Consider the following 16,980-nt stretch of genomic DNA (forward strand, 5'->3'; position numbering starts at 1 on the left):
GTTTACAATTTGCTTGGAATGTCCACCCGGCTGCCGTTGAGCACTCAAAACTCCCATTTACCAAAAGGTCACGACTGCGCTCGACCTAACCAATCGATTGTAGTTTTGCAATTATTCAGATTGCCAAAGTAGCTTTTGAGCAGTGCCGTGATCGCCCAATTGGTACAAGCTAACCGATGTTGCCTTAAAATGAATTGGTTTAAATACATACACTGTAAGATTATCCAAAAGACTAACTTCTGCAACGCCGAGACTTATGTGCGGATCGAAATTTTCGTAACTATATTTTTCAATGAAAGCAGGCACATAGGTTACTGTAGACTCACTGATTGCACTTCCATCGGGGTTTGGAACAAAAGAATTTTCAGAGCCATTTTTCACTATAAAAGGTTTTAACAGTGCGATAGATTTTTTGTGAATATCCATTAATGGCGTTGAATTTTCAATGCGAATCATCGAGAAACTTGCTTCTTTTTCTTCGTAATAGAAAAGGCTTTCAGCTTTTAAATCGTGATTTTTTATATCTTCAAATAAACCTGCCAACGCTTTATTCACTTTCGGTAAATCGCTTTCGTTTATAAAACACTGCAACAATGTTATATGTGGCACGTGATTTTTATCGAGTTTAATGGTTTCAGGATTGTTCTTATTTATAAAAGAATTAAGCTGAAGCGATTGCGCATACATTTCTTCCGAAGGGATTAACAACACATCTACTGCAATTACGTTTTCCTTCTTTGGAGTGCACGAAAACAGTCCGAAGCCAATAGCAGCGGCGATTACAAATTTCTTCATTATAAAAAAGCGTTTATTCAACAATCATTTTTATGGTTTGGACTGACGCACCATGTTGCAGTTTCAAAAAGTAAATTCCAGTTGAAAGATTGTGATTCCAAGTGAGTTTGCCGTTTGCATTCGTCCAAGTTTGATGCATCAATTTTTGACCCGTGATGCTGAAAACCGTAGTAGTTAGTTTTTTTACTGAAACATTATTCGGAATTACAATTTGAATATTATTTTGAACAGGGTTTTGCGCAAGTATAAATTGATTCAAAAATTGATTTTCGCCAACCGACATTACCCCATTTCTTATTTCATCTAAAGCAAATTGAGCACTCGCTGCAGTTACGGTTACGTGGTCCTCATTTTCGGTTGGAATGTAAAAATTTACAAAAGGAGAATCGCTTAAATTTGGAATTGCAAACCAGTCTGGATTATCAATCGCCAAGGCACTCATGGTGGGAATAAAACTATACAAATCTTGTTGCAGGGCGTTGATAAAATCTATTAAAACTTGGTTACCGCCACCATCGCCAAGTGCATCGCTAATACTACCGGTGCCACCCGGTGCGCTATCTACGCCATCACTATTGTTAGTTGACTGCGCCGTAGTTTGAAAGGTATCTATTGGAGCTCCAAAAAAGTTTACGGTTACATCGGTAACTGTGTTGGTTTGGCTGGCCGCAGGTGTAAATTTGAGCGCTACATCTACATCTGTAAAAGCGTCAATTTGCAGGTTTGTATCCACAATGGTAATTCCCGGACTGCCGGTGGTTGTTCCATTGCCAGCGCCATTAATCATTGTAACGTTACGCACAGAATTTGGAAAACCAAGCGCATCGAGCTCTGCTTGAAATTCGTTTCTAAAACCCGGGGCGCCCATAGGCAATAATTTGGTTGGATCTTGCTCATAAGTTGAACCCGCTAAAAGATGGCCGAGTAAATGATCTGTAAGCATTTCTTTAGCTGCTGGCGAATTGAGCAATTGATCAACAACTTGTTGCGCTGTAGCATCGCCTACTTGTTGCGCAAAATAATTAATTAAATACTGAAGACTTATTGGAATGTTTGCACCGCGATGTGGCGAATCAAACGAAATATAAAGACGTGTTTCGGGGTCTAAAGTATTGTTTTCCATATACGAAAGTGCGTAGCGCGCAATAAGCCCACCCATACTTGGACCGAGAACGACAAGCTCGTTATCGCCAACTTTATCTGCCTTCAACTGCTGTATCATTGCTATTAAAACCATCGCATTTCGTTGAATATAATCGCCGCCGCCGTCTATGGTTTTCCCATCGGTGGTATAAACTGGAGCATTGAGAATTACAATATCAAAACCCTCATCGCGAAGGATATCTGCCATATTTTGTCCGCCAAAACTTAGGCTCGCGTAAAGGCCGGGAATACCGCGAGAGTCTCCCGGATCAAACCCGTCGAGAATAATGATTGGATTGTCTAAAACGCCATCAACATTGTCTAAAAAAATTTCATATTCCCCTTGTCCAAAGTAAGCTTGGGTTTCTTCGTAACCTTGATAGGCTATGTTTGCCGTAATTGTTTCAATTGCTCTGCTTTCAGGATATATTGCGTTTTCAGGAATATTCTGAAAACGTATTTGCGCGAAAACCAATTGCGTGCTAAAAATTAATAGGAATATGTAAAGCTTTTTCATTGAGAGTGCGTTTTTGATTCTGCTTTGTAAGTTAGTGAAAATTAAAAAAATGGGAGTAACAAGTCCGACAGCGTTTAAATTAAAGTCTCAGCAACCAACGCATCAACTTCAATCTAAAAGGCGTGTGCGGATAATAGCGAATTGAGGGATCCAGCCAAGTAGGTTTATCCATCACACTTTTGTAATGTGTAAATGCCTTGAAGCCGGCTTCGCCGTGATAATTGCCCATGCCGCTATGGCCCACGCCGCCAAAGGGCAGATTGGAATTTGTTATATGCATTACGGTATCGTTTATTGCGCCTCCGCCAAATGAAATTTCCTTTAAAACTTTCTTTTTTACCGAATCGCTTTTGGTAAATACATAACACGATAATGGTTTCGGTAAGCTATTTACAATTGAAATCGCTTCTTCAATTGTGTCATACGGAATAACTGGGAGTATTGGACCAAAGATTTCTTCCTGCATAACAGCATCATCTAAAGTTACGTGCTGCATAACCGTAGGTTGAATGTATCGGGTATCGGGATTTGTTTCACCTCCAAAATATATTTTTTTTGAATCAATCATTTCTGTGAGTCGTTCAAAGTTTCGGTTGTTTATAATTTGAAGATAATTATCGTTTTCATAAGCAAAATGCTGACTAATAATTTCTTGTTTGGTTTGCTCTAAAAATTTCTTTTCAATGCTTTTATGAACCAGTACATAGTCTGGCGCAATGCAGGTTTGACCAGCGTTAAGGAATTTTCCCCAAACTAACCGTTTAACAGAGATTTTAAGATTACAATTTTCAGTAACAATTGCTGGGCTCTTTCCACCTAATTCTAAGGTTACAGGCGTTAAATTTTCAGCGGCGGCTTTGTAAACTATCTTGCCCACTTTGGAACTTCCGGTAAAGAATATTTTGTTGAATTTCTGCTTTAATAATTCCTGGGTTTCATCTACTCCTCCCTCGATTACTGTGAAAAAAGACGGATCAAAATGCTCTTTTACAATTTTTGCCATTAAGGCTGCAGTGTGCGAAGGCAATTCACTGGGTTTTAAAACAACAGTATTTCCGGCGGCAATTGCTGCAATTACAGGAGCTAAGGAAAGCTGATACGGATAATTCCACGCGCCAATAACTAAACAAACGCCTAAAGGCTCTGGAATGATAAAACTGGAAGCAGGAAAATTAAGGATTCCCGTAGAAACGTTTTTTCTTCGAGCCCACTTAAAAACATTTATTCTAGCTTCTTTAATATCTTTATAAAGCAGCGAAATTTCGGTAGAATAATTATCGAATTCAGACTTTTTAAAGTCTTTATAAATAGCTTCGTGCATTGCCGCTTCATTTTGCTTTAAGGCTTGTTGAAGCGTTTTTAGTTGTTTTCTTCTAAATTGAATGTTTTTGGTAGCGTGGGTATTAAAAAATGTACGTTGCTTATTGACAATTTCTTTCATAAAAATCAATTTTCCTTAAAAATACTTTTAAAGATATTGATTGTTGTTAAAAAATAAAGAAAAGTTGCTATTTTTCGCGATTTAGTATTTTGTATTCTTCATAGCAAACGCTAATTGCATCGAGAATTTGCAAATCGTTCGCAGTGCGAATAAAATTTTTAGAATAGTTACATTTATTTAAAATTTCATCTATATCGGGCCGTTCTAATTGCAAAACAGCCATTAATGTTTCGCGGTCGAATTTGCTTTGCAGCAGGTTTCTAATTTCGTCATCTTCCTTCATTTTGCGAAGTTTTTTCATCTGTCGTGGTCGTTTCCCAAAAACGTTATACAGAAAATCGGCAGGATTAAAAATAGAACTTAAAACTTTACTTACCGCGCCTGGTTGATTGCTTCCGCCTTCGTATCCAGAGCTAAGTCCCGAAATTCGGTATCGGTAATTATCGTATATAGGAATGAGTTTTGCGTCAATTTCTACATAGCCAGTAAGTTGCACAGGTTTTACAACTACTTCTTCCAGCGCAATACCCAGCTCGGTCATTTTTACTTTTATATCGCCAAATTTTAACCAGTCGTTTGTAACGCGCACCCGCAACGATTTAAAACCCAGGTACGAAAAATAGAGCGTATCATTTACAGCAGCTTTAATTGCGAACTCTCCTTTTTCGTTAGTGGTAGTTCCTTTTACTTGGTTTAAGTTTACTATGTTTACATTTTCCAAAATGGCGTCATCGGCATCGTTCATTACCGTTCCTTTTATAGTGTGGTTTTCTTGTGCAGTTGAAATTGCTACAAAAAACACAAGCGTTATGAGGAGAAAATATTTTTTCATATAAAGTTTAATATACAGAAAATTTCACTGGGAATAAGTGATTCTTTCTTTTTCAATTTTAGCTTTCAATTTTTCTTTAACTCCCCCAAACCATTCATCTTTTAAAATACTTAAAACAATGCTATCGCGTCTGCCATTTGGAGCGGCACAATTGTTTCTTAAAATACCTTCAACCGTGCAACCAATACTTTTCATGGCTGCAATACTGCGGGTATTTTTAGCATCTGCACGAAATTCTACACGGTCTAAATTCAATTCTTCAAATGCAAATTGGAGCATGAGCATTTTACATTCTTTGTTAATTCCCGTGCCCTGAAAATTTTTGCCATACCAAGTATAACCCAACTGAACTGTGTTGTGAGTTTTCTGAAAATCGTAAAAACGCGTGCTGCCAGCAATTTGTTGTGTGCGTTTATCAAAAACTATAAAAGGGTAGGCTGTTTTTGCTTTTCTTCCGTTTAAAGCTGTTGACAAATAAGTTTTTAAATTTTTTAAACCATTTGCAGATTGCTGCGAAAAAGTCCAAATTTCTGGCTCATTATCAGCAAAATACAGTATTGCTTCAAGGTCGCTGTCGTGTAGCGGACGCAATTGCACACGCTCGTTTTCTAATATATATTCCTGCAGAAAGTTGAAGGTTTTCATAAAGCTGAATAAAAACGGGCCTCAAATTAGGGCCCGTAAATATACTTATATAGACTCAAAAGTTGAACGAAAGTTTAATCTTTTGGAGCTAAAAAATTTAATATGGAAAAGGTTTCAATTTTAAGCCTTGGCAATAAAATTATGCTTTTCTTCTGCGTCTGCCACCTGTACCTTTTGAGTCTGGGCGATCAGGACTCCGGCGACTTTTACCTTTAAAAGCTGGTTTACCTCCGCCGCTAAAACTTGAGCTGCGTTTTTTGAATCCTTTTTTTCTGTCGCCACGATCACCTCCTCGGTCACTGCCGCTTCGGTCGCCTCTTCTTTTCCCACGGTCTCTACCGCCGCCACTGCTTCTTCCGCCGCGACCTGTATCTTTTGAAATTTCAACATTTATTTGGCGTCCGTCCAGTTTAAAGTCTTTAAAAATACCCATCACCAATTCTTGGTGTTTCGTATCCGTATTAAAGAAAGAGAAACTGTCTTTTACATCAACTTTATACACATCGTCTTTCCCCAACTGAAGTAAATCGCGAAGGAAATCTTTTAAACTCATCCAATCGAAATCGTCTTTGTTGCCTATATTTACAAAATAACGTGTGCTGTCTTTTGAACCCTCATCAGAAAAACTACGGTCTCCAGAAATATTTAAATCTTTACTGTTCTTGTAATAATTTAAGAAACGTGTAAATTCAACCGAAAACATTTTTTTGATAAGGTCTTCTTTTGAAAAATCTGCCAATACCTCATTTATATTTGGAAGGTATGGGTTAATCTCTGGATTTATTTTGGTGTCTTTTATGTTATTTGCCAAGTGAAACATTTGGACTTCGCAAATTTCCATCCCAGAAGGGATTTCTTTTGACACAAACTTCTTTTGAATCATTTTTTCAATTGTGTGAATTTTTCGCACTTCACTTTTTGAAACAATAACCATAGAAACCCCAGTTTTTCCGGCGCGTCCCGTACGACCGCTACGGTGGGTATATACCTCCGTTTCGTCTGGGAGTTGGTAGTGGATTACGTGGGTAATATCGTCTACGTCAATGCCGCGCGCAGCAACGTCTGTAGCAACTAACATTTGAATTTGACGATTACGGAAAGACTTCATTACCGTATCGCGTTGACTCTGACTTAAATCTCCGTGCAGTGCAGCGGCATTGTATCCATCGTCAATAAGTTGTTCGGCAACTTTTTGGGTATCGCGTTTTGTTCTACAGAAAATTACTGAAAAAATATCGGGATTTGCATCTGCCAAACGCTTTAAGGCATTGTACCGGTCGCGTGCATTAACAAGATAATACTCGTGCGAAACTTGATCTGAACCTACGTTTTTGGTTCCAACGGTTATTTCTACCGGTGTGTGCATAAACTTTTTTGCAATGGTAGAAACTTCTTTTGGCATGGTTGCGCTAAAAAGCCACGTGCTTTTATCTTTAGGCGAATGCGAAAGAATCTCGGTAATGTCTTCGTAAAAACCCATGTTGAGCATCTCGTCTGCCTCATCGAGTACGCAGTATTCAATTTTTGAAATATCAATCATTCCACGGCCAATCATATCTTTCATTCGGCCTGGCGTTGCAACAATAATCTGCGCCCCTTTTTTAATTTGACGTGCTTGATCGGTGATACTCGCACCACCGTAAATTGCAGTAACGTTTAGTCCTGGCATATACTTGCCATAAGCTGTCATTTCATTTGTAATTTGAAGACAAAGTTCGCGCGTTGGCGAAAGGATAAGGCCTTGCGTAGTTCGGCTATTAACGTCAATTTTTTGCAACATTGGAAAACCAAATGCTGCGGTTTTTCCTGTTCCTGTTTGGGCTAACGAAACCATGTCGGTCTCGCGATCTAAAAGAATTGGGATTGCTTTTTCTTGTACTTCCGACGGAGTTTCAAAACCCATGTCGGCGATGGCTTTTAGAAGATGCTCTTCTAAGCCAAGTGCTTTAAATGCTGTCATTTTTTTGTGAAATATATTTTTATATGTGTGCTAACGGGAAGCGACTGGACATATAAAAAACGGACAGCTTCACTATAACACTCCTCACCCTGAGGAATTTTCCTTGAAACAAGAAGTTAATAAACCTCGTATTTTTCAAGGGCGCAAAAGTAAGTTAAAGTTTTTATTAAAAAGCAACTGTTAACGTTTTTTTTGAAAATAAAAAAGCCCCAAAGGTTTTTAAAGCCTTTGAGGGCTAATACGGTACACTGCAACAATCTATTGTTACTTATTTTGAAAGGTATTCTATCAATTGGCGCATCGCTTTGCCGCGATGGCCTATTTCGCTTTTTTGTTGAAGTGTCATTTCGGCAAATGTTTTCTGGAAGCCTTTAGGTTGAAAAACTGGGTCGTAACCAAAGCCAGACTCGCCGCGGAGCTCTGCGGTTATTTCGCCTTCGCAAATACCCAGAAACATAATGTCTTCGTGTTCCAAATTAAGTGCAATTGCTGTTTTAAAGCGAGCACTTCGGTCTTCTTTTTCTTCAAGGTTTTTTAGCAGTTTTTGAATATTTGCATTGGAGTCATTCGAAGCCCCTGCATATCGGGCACTGTAAACACCTGGTTCGTTATTCAAGGATTTAACTTCCAAACCTGTATCGTCGGCAAAGCAGTTTAAATTGTAATTTCTGCGAACGTAATTTGCTTTTAAAATTGCGTTACCTTCAATGGTTTCGGCTGTTTCGGCAATATCTTCATTGCAGCCAATAGCGTCTAAACTAAGTAATTCAATGTAGTGCGGTAGCATTGCTTTTACTTCGGCAAATTTATTTTTGTTGTGGGTGGCGAAGACGAGTTTCATTTATTTAGATGTTAGATTTTAGACATGAGATAAAAGATGAATATCTTGAATTTTGAACATTGAAATTTGGAGCATTTTATTTGTGATTTGGTTTTTGTTATTTGGAATTTTTATATCGCTCAATTATCTCATCCGAGGCCTTAATCGTTCTTTTAATCCACTCCATTTCAATTTCAGGTTTTTCTTCTTCGGAAAGCTGCCATTTTACGTCGCTCTGTTTCAATTTTGAAACTACACTTTGTAATATTATTGCTGCGGAAACCGAAATATTTAAACTCTCCGTAAAACCATACATCGGTATTTTTAAAAATCCATCGGCTGCATTCATCACCGTATCACTCAATCCGTCGCTCTCTTTTCCGAAGAAAAATGCACTCTTTTTTGAAACGTCAAATTCGTGCAACATCGTAGAATTATCGTGTGGCGTAGTAGCGATAATTTGATAACCAGAGTTTTTCAAAGTTTTTATGCAATCGTTTATGGAATGGTATCGTTTAAAATTGACCCACTTTTGCGCGCCCATTGCAATTTCTTTATCAATCCGCTTGCTCACTTTTTCCTCAACAACGTGCAAATCTTGAATACCAAAAACATCACAAGTACGCATTACTGCGCTGGTGTTGTGAAGTTGGTAAACGTCTTCGGTAACTACCGTAAAATGGCGCGTCCGCTCGGAAAGCACCTTTTTAAAGCGGTCTTTTCTGCGCTCGGTTAGATAGGTTTCTAAGTGTTTTAATAATTCTAAATCCAAGGGTAAAGGGTTGTTGGGTTATTGGTAATGAACAGTTTTTTTAAAATTGTTTTCGCTTTCAATTTCGATTTCAATTTCATTAATGATTCGGCTAAGATAAAAGTTATTAGTTTAATGGTTTGTTTCAAAAATGGGCAATTTTGAATAACTTAGTCACTAAATATTTTAAAAATGAAAATAGCAGTGTTAACAGGTGCCGGCGTAAGCGCTGAAAGCGGTATAAAAACTTTTAGGGATAGCAACGGACTTTGGGAGGGGCACGACGTTATGGAAGTTGCCTCGCCCGAAGGTTTTAAGCGCAATCCGGCGGCGGTGCTAGCATTTTACAACCAACGCCGAAGACAACTTTTAACCGTAAAACCCAACGCTGCGCATTTTGCTTTGGCAAAACTTGAGAAAAAACACGACGTAACAATCATCACCCAAAACGTAGACGATTTGCACGAAAGAGCGGGCAGTACAAATGTTATTCATCTTCACGGCGAATTGCTAAAAGCGAGAAGCACTTATGATGAAAACTTAGTTTTAGATTGGAAGGACGATTTAAATCTCGGTCATTTATGTGAACACAACCATCAACTGCGTCCACATATTGTTTGGTTTGGCGAAATGGTTCCATTAATTGAAACCGCTGCCCAAGTAGTTGAAAAAGCAGATGCAATAATTATTGTTGGCACCTCCATGGTTGTTTATCCCGCAGCTGGGTTGGTGCAATATTCAAAACCACAAGCAAAAATATATTTTGTCGATCCAAATCCATCCATTTCTGAAAATAAAAGAATAAAGGTTTTTGCTGAAAAAGCTTCTACCGGCGTTCCAAAGGTTATTGAACTTTTACAATAGAAATTTTATGTTGCCCGAAGATTTAAAAGAAAGATTAATGGAGGTTGACAGCAGCCGCGCTAAGCGAATGGAGATTGGTTTATGGATAACCAAGAAACCACATTATGTGCGTGAAACGCTGCAGTGGTGTTTTACCGAAGACAGTGAGTTATTGGTTCAATCTGCTTGGGTACTAGAGGTTATTTGTAAGCATAAAGCAAAAAACTTCTTTAAATATATGCATCTATTTTTTGAGGCACTTCCCAATATACAAAATGATTCTGCATTGCGATCAAGTGCAAAAATTTGCGAAATGCTTTGTCATTACCATTTTATGCATGACTTTGGTATTGTTTTAGAAGTTCTAGATGAAAACGAAAGACAAATAATTACCGAATGTTGTTTTGATTGGCTAATCACAGACCAGAAAGTGGCCTGCCAAGCCCCGGCAATGCAATGCCTTTACTATTTGGGATGGGATCACGACAAAAAATGGATATATCCCGATTTGAAAAATATTCTACTAAAAAATGCGCCCAATAAAAGTGCTGGGTATCAAGCCCGAGCTCGAAAAATTTTAAAACGCATTTAATCTTTTTCTTTTTACAAAAGTTAAAATTAAGTTTATCGCTTTTTATAAAACGCGATATTTTTTAGCTTTACATAACTTTAAAAACTACCAAAATGAATTACAGAGTTTTACTTATTTCAATTTTCTCTTTAATTGTTGCAGCTTCCTGCAAAGAACCCAATAATAAAACCACCGAACCCATCACTCCTGCTGAAACGCGAGCCACAATGGAATACAATGAAAACCGGTTAGATACAGTTGCCGAACATACCCAAATTAACGAAGACTTTAGTTTTAGCGGCGGCGGAACCGATCCGTTTTGGACAGTAGAATTTAAAGGTGGGCAAATTCATTTTACAGCACCGGGCGAAACACTTAGGTCCTTTGTCGCACCGATTCCAGAACCGGAAATTTCAGGGAATACTACTAAATACATCGCTACATCGCATCGCGTTTTGATGGAAGTTTTATTAACAAAAGAAGAATGTATAACGCCTACAAATAGCAAAAAGAATACGCACAAAGTAAAAGTTTCTATTAAACCCAAAGCCGCGGAAGATTTTAATTATTACTACGGTTGCGGCTCCTAGATTTAAAGTGATATTGATTCAAATCAATTTGCTTTAAATTACAACTTGTAAATAAAAAAACCTCATAACTTTTAAAGAGCTATGAGGTTTTTTCGTAAAACGCACATACTATGCAGTATCTCGCGGTTGATGGTTTTCCTTCCGTTCCTTTACTTGGTGGTTAATATCTTTGCCTTGTGTAGCGCTTTTATTTATTGCCTGCTCCTTCTTGCTTTGTTTTTCCTGTTCAAGATTTTTTTCTGATTTATTCATAACATTTGTTTTTTTTATTTAAGTGAAAAGTTACACAACACAATGCTGTAAATCAAAACTTTAAAACAGAATTAACACTTAACGCTGCACATTTTTTAGCAGATAATCTTCAACTTGTATGTTTTCATCATTGGTGTGTAAAACTGCAATATCGCCTGTAGATTCAAAAATTACAGCTCGTATTTGGTTAAGTTCTAAAACATTAGCTTCTCGCAATTTTGCCCGTAGATCAGACTCTGTAACCCTCGCCTTTCGTAAATTATGGTGAAGTATTTCTCTACCATCCATTAAAAGCAGCGGTTGGTTGTCTATTACGGTTTGTACTATTTTAAAGCGACGCAACATCGCTACCGAAATTTGTAATAGATACACAGCCGCTAATCCCACAATGCCTTGTAATAGACTCACCGATTTTGATAAAACCGTAGTTGCTATTACCGAACCAATAGCCACAGTCATAGCAAAATCAAAACTGCTCATTTTTGAAAAACTTCGTTTACCAGCCAATCGCGTAAATAGTATCACGGCAAAATATATTCCTATAGCTGAAAGTACAATTGCTAATAAAGAGGTGTTGGATGCTTCAAACCATTTTTCCATGTTTTAGGTGTTTTAGATTAATTTGTATTATCTATTAAATTTATAATATTCTAAATAAGGGTGCGGTGTGTTGTTGATAGCATCTACAATGGCTTCCATTCCCATTACACTAAAAGTTATTCCGTTGCCGCCAAAACCCAAAATATAATGTTCGTTTTTATTAGGATCAGGTTTCCCAAAATATGGCAAACCGTCCTTCGTTTCGCCAAAAGTACCCGCCCACGAATAATCTGCAACGAATGGAATTTCGGGAAAACACTTCGAAAAACTTTTAGTCAATGCTTTTTCCTTTTTGGGAAGCAAAGCGTCACGACGGGTGGCATTTTTAAAATCGCTATCGCCACCGCCCATTACAATTCGCCCGTCGTTTGTACTTCTAAAATACAAATAAGGCGAATCTGTATTCCAGTAAATATGTTTTTTGAAAGCATTCGGAATGTTTTCATACGCTTCCGAAGCTAAAGCAAACGTACTTTTTAAATCTACTATTTTCTCTTTAATCGTCTCGACACTTTCGTAGCCGGTGCAATGCACAACGTCGTCAACCTCAATTAAAATACCCGCATTGGTTTTGGCTGTAATTTTATGCTCTTCAAATTTTAAACTTTTAACAGTGGTTCTATCGTAAATTTGAACGCCTCGTTTGGCACAATACGTTAATAAATCATTTGCAAGTTTATATACATCCATCACGGCCCCAGCTTCAGATTCAATTGCGGCGTACGCCTTTAAACCAAGTTTTTCCAATTCATTTTTTGAAAGCCATTTCACCTTAAAACCGTGTTCTTTACGCGCTTCAAATTCGTCTTTTAAAAAACTGACATCTTTTTTAGACGAAGTAAAATACACACTATATTTCTGTTGAAAACCGCAATCGCTTTTTACTTCATCTATAATTTCCCTTAAGTGAAAAATAGCTTTTTTACAATTTTGATAACTTGAAACCGCACACGTAAGACCAACTTGCTCAATTAGTTTATGAAGCGGAACATCAATTTCATATTGCAACATTGAAGTACTGGCAGCAGTGCTCCCGTTGCACACATCGCGACGATCTACAACAACAATTTTCTTGCCTTCTCTTAAGAGTTGATAAGCGATAAGCGCTCCCGTAATGCCAGCGCCAATTATTAAAACGTCAGATGAAATAGACTCTTTTAGAGACGGGTAACTCTGTGATAGCGAATTTTTAATTAACCAAAACGGCTCGTTAGAACGAACATCCATAGTTGAAACTTTTCTTAAAATTAGAAAATCTTAGCATTCGTAAATTCACTTTAATATTTATTTAATGTTTTACAGTTGAAGTTCTTAAAATTATTCAAGAAATACGTTAAACACATCTCAATTGTGAATTTTATAAGAATATGTTGCCAACTTAAAATTTAGTTTTATTGAAAATTGAAAAAATAAAGTATATGAAAACAACAAACGAAAAAGCTAAAGAACACAACCACGACAAACTTGTAGATAACCTTCAAGAATTGTTAGAGAAAAATTACGATGCTCAAAAAGGTTTTACCAAAGCGATGGAGGACGCAAAGAGCACCAACCTAAAAACGTTTTTAAAGCACCAAGCTGCACAACGCAACCGTTTTGCTACGGAACTTGATCATCAAATTAGAAGTTTAAATGAAACACCAAAAGAGAGCGGCAGCTTTACAGGCGATTTGCACAGAACTTGGATAGATATTAAAAGTGCCGTAGCCGGAAATACCGATGAGGCAGTTTTAGAAGAATGTATTCGCGGCGAAAAAGCCAGTTGGGATGAATATAATGAAAAATTAAAAGAGGAAAACTTCCCTCCAAATATTTCAAGCGTACTACAAAAACAAGCGACTGAAATTCACAACACACTTAACCGCGTAAAAACTTTAGAAGATCTTGCCGATGCCGATTAAATCAGCACTATGAAGAAGAAAAAAGGCAAGATAAAAAGCCCTGAAACTTAATTGTTTCGGGGCTTTCCGATTTAGTGTGTTTTACAAAAAATTACGACTCTACTGGAATTCCTGCATTTTTAATTGCGGCAAAACCGCCAGCCACATCTACTACATTATGAATTCCGCGGCTCTTTAAAATAGAAGCAGCAATTACGGAGCGGTAGCCGCCAGCACAGTGTATGTAGCATTTTTCGTCTTCTGGAAAATCGTTTAAATAGTCGTTTAAAAATCCAAGTGGTGTAAGTTTAGCCATCGGCAAATGCGCTCCTGCATATTCGCCATCATTTCGAACATCAAATACAGGAACGTTGCTTTCTAGCTTTTCTTTGAATGTTTCGGCTTCAACAGACTCCAACGTATCTATTTCCTTTCCGGCTTCTTTCCAAGCTTCAATGCCACCATTTAAAAAGCCCAAAGTGCTATCAAAACCAACTCTGGACAATCTGGTTATGGCTTCTTCTTCTCTTCCTGGTGAAACTACCAGCAATATTTTTTGTTCCACATTGGCCAATAACGCGCCAACCCAAGGTGCAAATCCCCCGTCTAAACCTATAAATATAGATCGCGGAATATGTGCGTTTATATAATCTTTTTGATGACGAACATCTAAAATTACAGCATCAGTTTCATTTGCCAACCGTTCAAATACCTCAGGATTTAACGGTGTAGTGCCTTGTGCTACAACTTCATTAAAATTGGTGTAACCTTCACGGTTCAATTTTACGTTCATTGGGAAGTATAGCGGCGGCGGTGCCAATCCATCGGTTACTTCTTTTATAAACTCGTTTCGAGTCATATTTTCCCGAAGAGCGTAATTCATTCTTTTTTGATTCCCTAAAGTGTCAACAGTTTCCTTCATCATATTTTTTCCACAGGCAGAACCAGCGCCGTGTGCGGGGTACACAATTACATCGTCTGCCAGCGGCATAATTTTATCACGAAGGCTGTCAAACAAAATTCCCGCTAAATCTTCCTGCGTCATTTCATTGGCTTTCTGCGCCAAATCGGGACGGCCCACATCGCCCAAAAACAGGGTGTCGCCACTAAAGATTGCATAATCTTTTCCGCTTTCATCTTTAAGTAAATAGGTCGTACTTTCCATGGTATGTCCGGGCGTGTGCAATGCAGTAATTGTTACGTTGCCAAGCTTAAATACTTCACCATCCTTCGCAATTAATGTTTTAAAAGTAGGATTTGCGAGCGGGCCGTATACTATTTCAGCACCAGTTTGTTGGGCTAGCGTTATATGTCCACTCACAAAATCTGCGTGAAAGTGAGTTTCAAAAATATACTTAATTGTTGCGTTGTCGTTTTTGGCGCGGTCCAAATATGGCTTGGTTTCACGCAAAGGATCAATTATGGCCACTTCGCCGTTGCTTTCAATATAATATGCACCTTGCGAAAGGCATCCGGTATAAATTTGTTCTACCTTCATTATTTTTCTGTTTTTGGCAAATATAACGATAGTATCTCCCAAAAATAAAACCTCAGAATTCAAAGTGTCCTTTTTCACATAACTTTTGCATTTAGACTTCTAACTTATTTTATCTTTACCCGTTAACCTAAAAAATCAATTATGAAAAAACTAATGTTTATCCTATTAACGGTACTTATTGCTTCTTGTTCAACAGAGAACAAACAGGAAGAAGTAATTCGCGAATTAGCTAAAAAAGATGCTATTGAGAAATTACAACTTCCCGAAGGCACAAAATTTAGCGACGAAAATATTGATGTAACCGAAACCGAAACGGGAGAAGGTTCTATCGGCGTAACTTATTTGGTTAAAGTAACTATTAAATCGCAAGACCGCGATGGTAACGAAATAGTTAAAACCCACACCTTTAATTATAAAAAAGTAGGTGAAGGTGGCCTCGCACCTCAGGATTACGAACTCACTTCATTTGAATAACCCCAGTTAATATAGCTATGAAAATTTTATTTATTGCAGCAATTTCCTCGTTAATATTTTCTTGCAATTCTGCACAGAAAACTATCGATTCAAAAGATAAAAGCGTTCAATACGCAAATTCAATAACCGCACAGGAACTTAAAGACCTTTTGTACGTGTACGCCGGTGACGAAATGGAAGGCCGAATGACTGGCTCTAAAGGTCAGAAAATGGCAGCAGAATTTATCCGTGATTTTTACAAAAAAGAAGGAATTGCCGCCGCTCCGGGAACTGAAGATTATTACCAATACATTCCCGCTACTTTTTTTGAAGGTCGAAGAGATCCGCAGGAAACTGAAAATGTAGTGGCTTTTATTAAAGGTTCCGAAAAACCCGAAGAAATTATTGTAATCTCTGCGCATTTAGACCACGTTGGCGTTGATAACAGTGGTAATGTTTTTAATGGCGCCGATGACGACGGCAGTGGTACTGTCGCTATTATGGAAATCGCCCAAGCCTTTAAGCAAGCTGTAAAAGATGGACATCCGCCAAAAAGGTCGATTCTATTTCTGCACGTTACCGGTGAAGAAATAGGTCTTTACGGCTCGCGTTATTACACCGAAAACCCTTTATTTCCGTTGGAAAACACGGTTTGTAATTTAAATATAGATATGATTGGCAGAATTGATCCCGATAAAATAGACAATCCAAATTACATCTATTTAATAGGAAGCAATAAATTGAGTCAGGAATTGCAGGATGTTTCCAGCGCTATGAACGATAAATACACACATTTGGAGTTGGATTATAAATATGACGATCCAAACGATCCAAACCGTTTTTATTACCGAAGTGACCATTATAATTTTGCAAAAAACGATGTGCCGATAATTTTCTATTTCAATGGCGTTCACGAAGATTATCACAAAATTACCGATACGCCAGATAAAATTGAATACGACTTATTAGCAAAACGCACCAAGTTAATATTTCATACTGCTTGGAAAATTGCCAATCGCGAAAACAGAATAGTAGTAGATCAGAAATAAGATGTATTTGAAAAATTGATTTGAAAAATTCTTCCTCAAAAAGGGAGAATTTTTTTTGAATAATTGTTATCTAAAAATAACCTTTCGAAAATAAATGAAGTCACAAAAAAAGCCTCTCCAATTAAGGAAAGACTTTGTTTGTGGGTGGAAGACCGGGTTCCCTTCGGCTCCGCTCAGGATAAACTTTTCACCCGGTTGGCCGTTACCCTAGCTTTTAGAAACAAAAAAAGCCTCTCCAATTAAGAAAAGGCTTTGTTTTTGGGTGGAAGACCGGGTTCCCTTCGGCTCCGCTCAGGATAAACTTCTCACCCGGTTGGCCGTTCCCCTAGCTTTTAGAAAC

At 37.8% G+C, this 16,980-nt stretch carries 18 protein-coding genes; 6 read left to right on the top strand and 12 right to left on the bottom strand.

Features of this window, described 5'->3' with window-relative positions; genetic code table 11:
- Window positions 1–111 precede the first annotated feature (111 nt).
- The 8 genes from K8089_RS12445 to K8089_RS12480 form a co-directional block, all read right to left on the bottom strand.
- Window positions 112–795: a 2'-5' RNA ligase family protein gene (locus tag K8089_RS12445; RefSeq protein WP_237603617.1), complete on the bottom strand. Its 684-nt coding sequence runs from the start codon at window positions 793–795 to the stop codon at window positions 112–114.
- 13 nt (window positions 796–808) lie between these two features.
- Entirely contained in the window at window positions 809–2,455 is a 1,647-nt protein-coding gene (locus K8089_RS12450) for a T9SS type A sorting domain-containing protein (RefSeq protein ID WP_237603618.1), read from the bottom strand.
- 79 nt (window positions 2,456–2,534) lie between these two features.
- A complete protein-coding gene (locus K8089_RS12455) occupies window positions 2,535–3,896 on the bottom strand; it encodes an aldehyde dehydrogenase (RefSeq protein ID WP_237603619.1) in 1,362 nt (453 codons plus the stop codon).
- A gap of 67 nt (window positions 3,897–3,963) precedes the next feature.
- Complete coding sequence (locus tag K8089_RS12460) at window positions 3,964–4,728, bottom strand: carboxypeptidase-like regulatory domain-containing protein (protein WP_237603620.1); 765 nt, start codon at window positions 4,726–4,728, stop codon at window positions 3,964–3,966.
- Window positions 4,729–4,752: 24 nt separating this feature from the next.
- Window positions 4,753–5,373 carry a GNAT family N-acetyltransferase gene (locus K8089_RS12465; protein ID WP_237603621.1) on the bottom strand — a complete coding sequence of 207 codons (621 nt, stop codon included), beginning with the start codon at window positions 5,371–5,373 and terminating at the stop codon, window positions 4,753–4,755.
- A gap of 139 nt (window positions 5,374–5,512) precedes the next feature.
- Window positions 5,513–7,333, bottom strand: a complete 1,821-nt coding sequence (locus tag K8089_RS12470) for a DEAD/DEAH box helicase (protein ID WP_237603622.1) — start codon at window positions 7,331–7,333, stop codon at window positions 5,513–5,515.
- Between the two features lie 268 nt (window positions 7,334–7,601).
- The gene (locus K8089_RS12475; RefSeq protein WP_237603623.1) at window positions 7,602–8,174 is read right to left on the bottom strand and encodes a non-canonical purine NTP diphosphatase; all 573 of its coding nucleotides are present in this window, start codon (window positions 8,172–8,174) and stop codon (window positions 7,602–7,604) included.
- 97 nt (window positions 8,175–8,271) lie between these two features.
- Entirely contained in the window at window positions 8,272–8,925 is a 654-nt protein-coding gene (locus K8089_RS12480) for a TrmH family RNA methyltransferase (protein ID WP_237603624.1), read from the bottom strand.
- A 171-nt stretch (window positions 8,926–9,096) separates the two neighbouring features.
- Between K8089_RS12480 and K8089_RS12485 the strand changes: the two genes are divergently transcribed.
- The 3 genes from K8089_RS12485 to K8089_RS12495 all read left to right on the top strand — a co-directional run bounded on the left by K8089_RS12485 (window position 9,097) and on the right by K8089_RS12495 (window position 10,908).
- Window positions 9,097–9,768, top strand: coding sequence for an SIR2 family NAD-dependent protein deacylase (locus tag K8089_RS12485; RefSeq protein WP_237603625.1), 672 nt, complete (start codon window positions 9,097–9,099; stop codon window positions 9,766–9,768).
- Window positions 9,769–9,775: 7 nt separating this feature from the next.
- A complete protein-coding gene (locus tag K8089_RS12490) occupies window positions 9,776–10,339 on the top strand; it encodes an adenylosuccinate lyase (protein WP_237603626.1) in 564 nt (187 codons plus the stop codon).
- A gap of 92 nt (window positions 10,340–10,431) precedes the next feature.
- Window positions 10,432–10,908, top strand: a complete 477-nt coding sequence (locus K8089_RS12495) for a hypothetical protein (RefSeq protein ID WP_237603627.1) — start codon at window positions 10,432–10,434, stop codon at window positions 10,906–10,908.
- Between the two features lie 108 nt (window positions 10,909–11,016).
- Here K8089_RS12495 and K8089_RS12500 read toward each other — a convergent pair whose 3' ends face one another.
- The 3 genes from K8089_RS12500 to K8089_RS12510 form a co-directional block, all read right to left on the bottom strand.
- Window positions 11,017–11,160, bottom strand: a complete 144-nt coding sequence (locus K8089_RS12500) for a hypothetical protein (protein WP_237603628.1) — start codon at window positions 11,158–11,160, stop codon at window positions 11,017–11,019.
- A 78-nt stretch (window positions 11,161–11,238) separates the two neighbouring features.
- A complete protein-coding gene (locus K8089_RS12505) occupies window positions 11,239–11,760 on the bottom strand; it encodes a DUF421 domain-containing protein (RefSeq protein WP_237603629.1) in 522 nt (173 codons plus the stop codon).
- 27 nt (window positions 11,761–11,787) lie between these two features.
- Window positions 11,788–12,987 (bottom strand): NAD(P)/FAD-dependent oxidoreductase, encoded by a 1,200-nt coding sequence (locus tag K8089_RS12510; protein WP_237603630.1) that lies wholly within the window; start codon window positions 12,985–12,987, stop codon window positions 11,788–11,790.
- Window positions 12,988–13,178: 191 nt separating this feature from the next.
- Between K8089_RS12510 and K8089_RS12515 the strand changes: the two genes are divergently transcribed.
- Window positions 13,179–13,661 carry a ferritin-like domain-containing protein gene (locus K8089_RS12515; protein WP_237603631.1) on the top strand — a complete coding sequence of 161 codons (483 nt, stop codon included), beginning with the start codon at window positions 13,179–13,181 and terminating at the stop codon, window positions 13,659–13,661.
- A 91-nt stretch (window positions 13,662–13,752) separates the two neighbouring features.
- Here the strand turns inward: K8089_RS12515 and K8089_RS12520 are convergent, their stop codons facing one another.
- Entirely contained in the window at window positions 13,753–15,138 is a 1,386-nt protein-coding gene (locus tag K8089_RS12520) for an MBL fold metallo-hydrolase (protein ID WP_237603632.1), read from the bottom strand.
- A gap of 141 nt (window positions 15,139–15,279) precedes the next feature.
- Between K8089_RS12520 and K8089_RS12525 the strand changes: the two genes are divergently transcribed.
- Window positions 15,280–15,612: a hypothetical protein gene (locus tag K8089_RS12525; RefSeq protein WP_237603633.1), complete on the top strand. Its 333-nt coding sequence runs from the start codon at window positions 15,280–15,282 to the stop codon at window positions 15,610–15,612.
- 17 nt (window positions 15,613–15,629) lie between these two features.
- Window positions 15,630–16,640: a M28 family metallopeptidase gene (locus K8089_RS12530; protein WP_237603634.1), complete on the top strand. Its 1,011-nt coding sequence runs from the start codon at window positions 15,630–15,632 to the stop codon at window positions 16,638–16,640.
- Window positions 16,641–16,980: the final 340 nt, after the last annotated feature.

It is taken from the genome of Aequorivita vitellina (genome assembly GCF_022008365.1).
Taxonomy (GTDB): Bacteria; Bacteroidota; Bacteroidia; order Flavobacteriales; family Flavobacteriaceae; genus Aequorivita; species Aequorivita vitellina.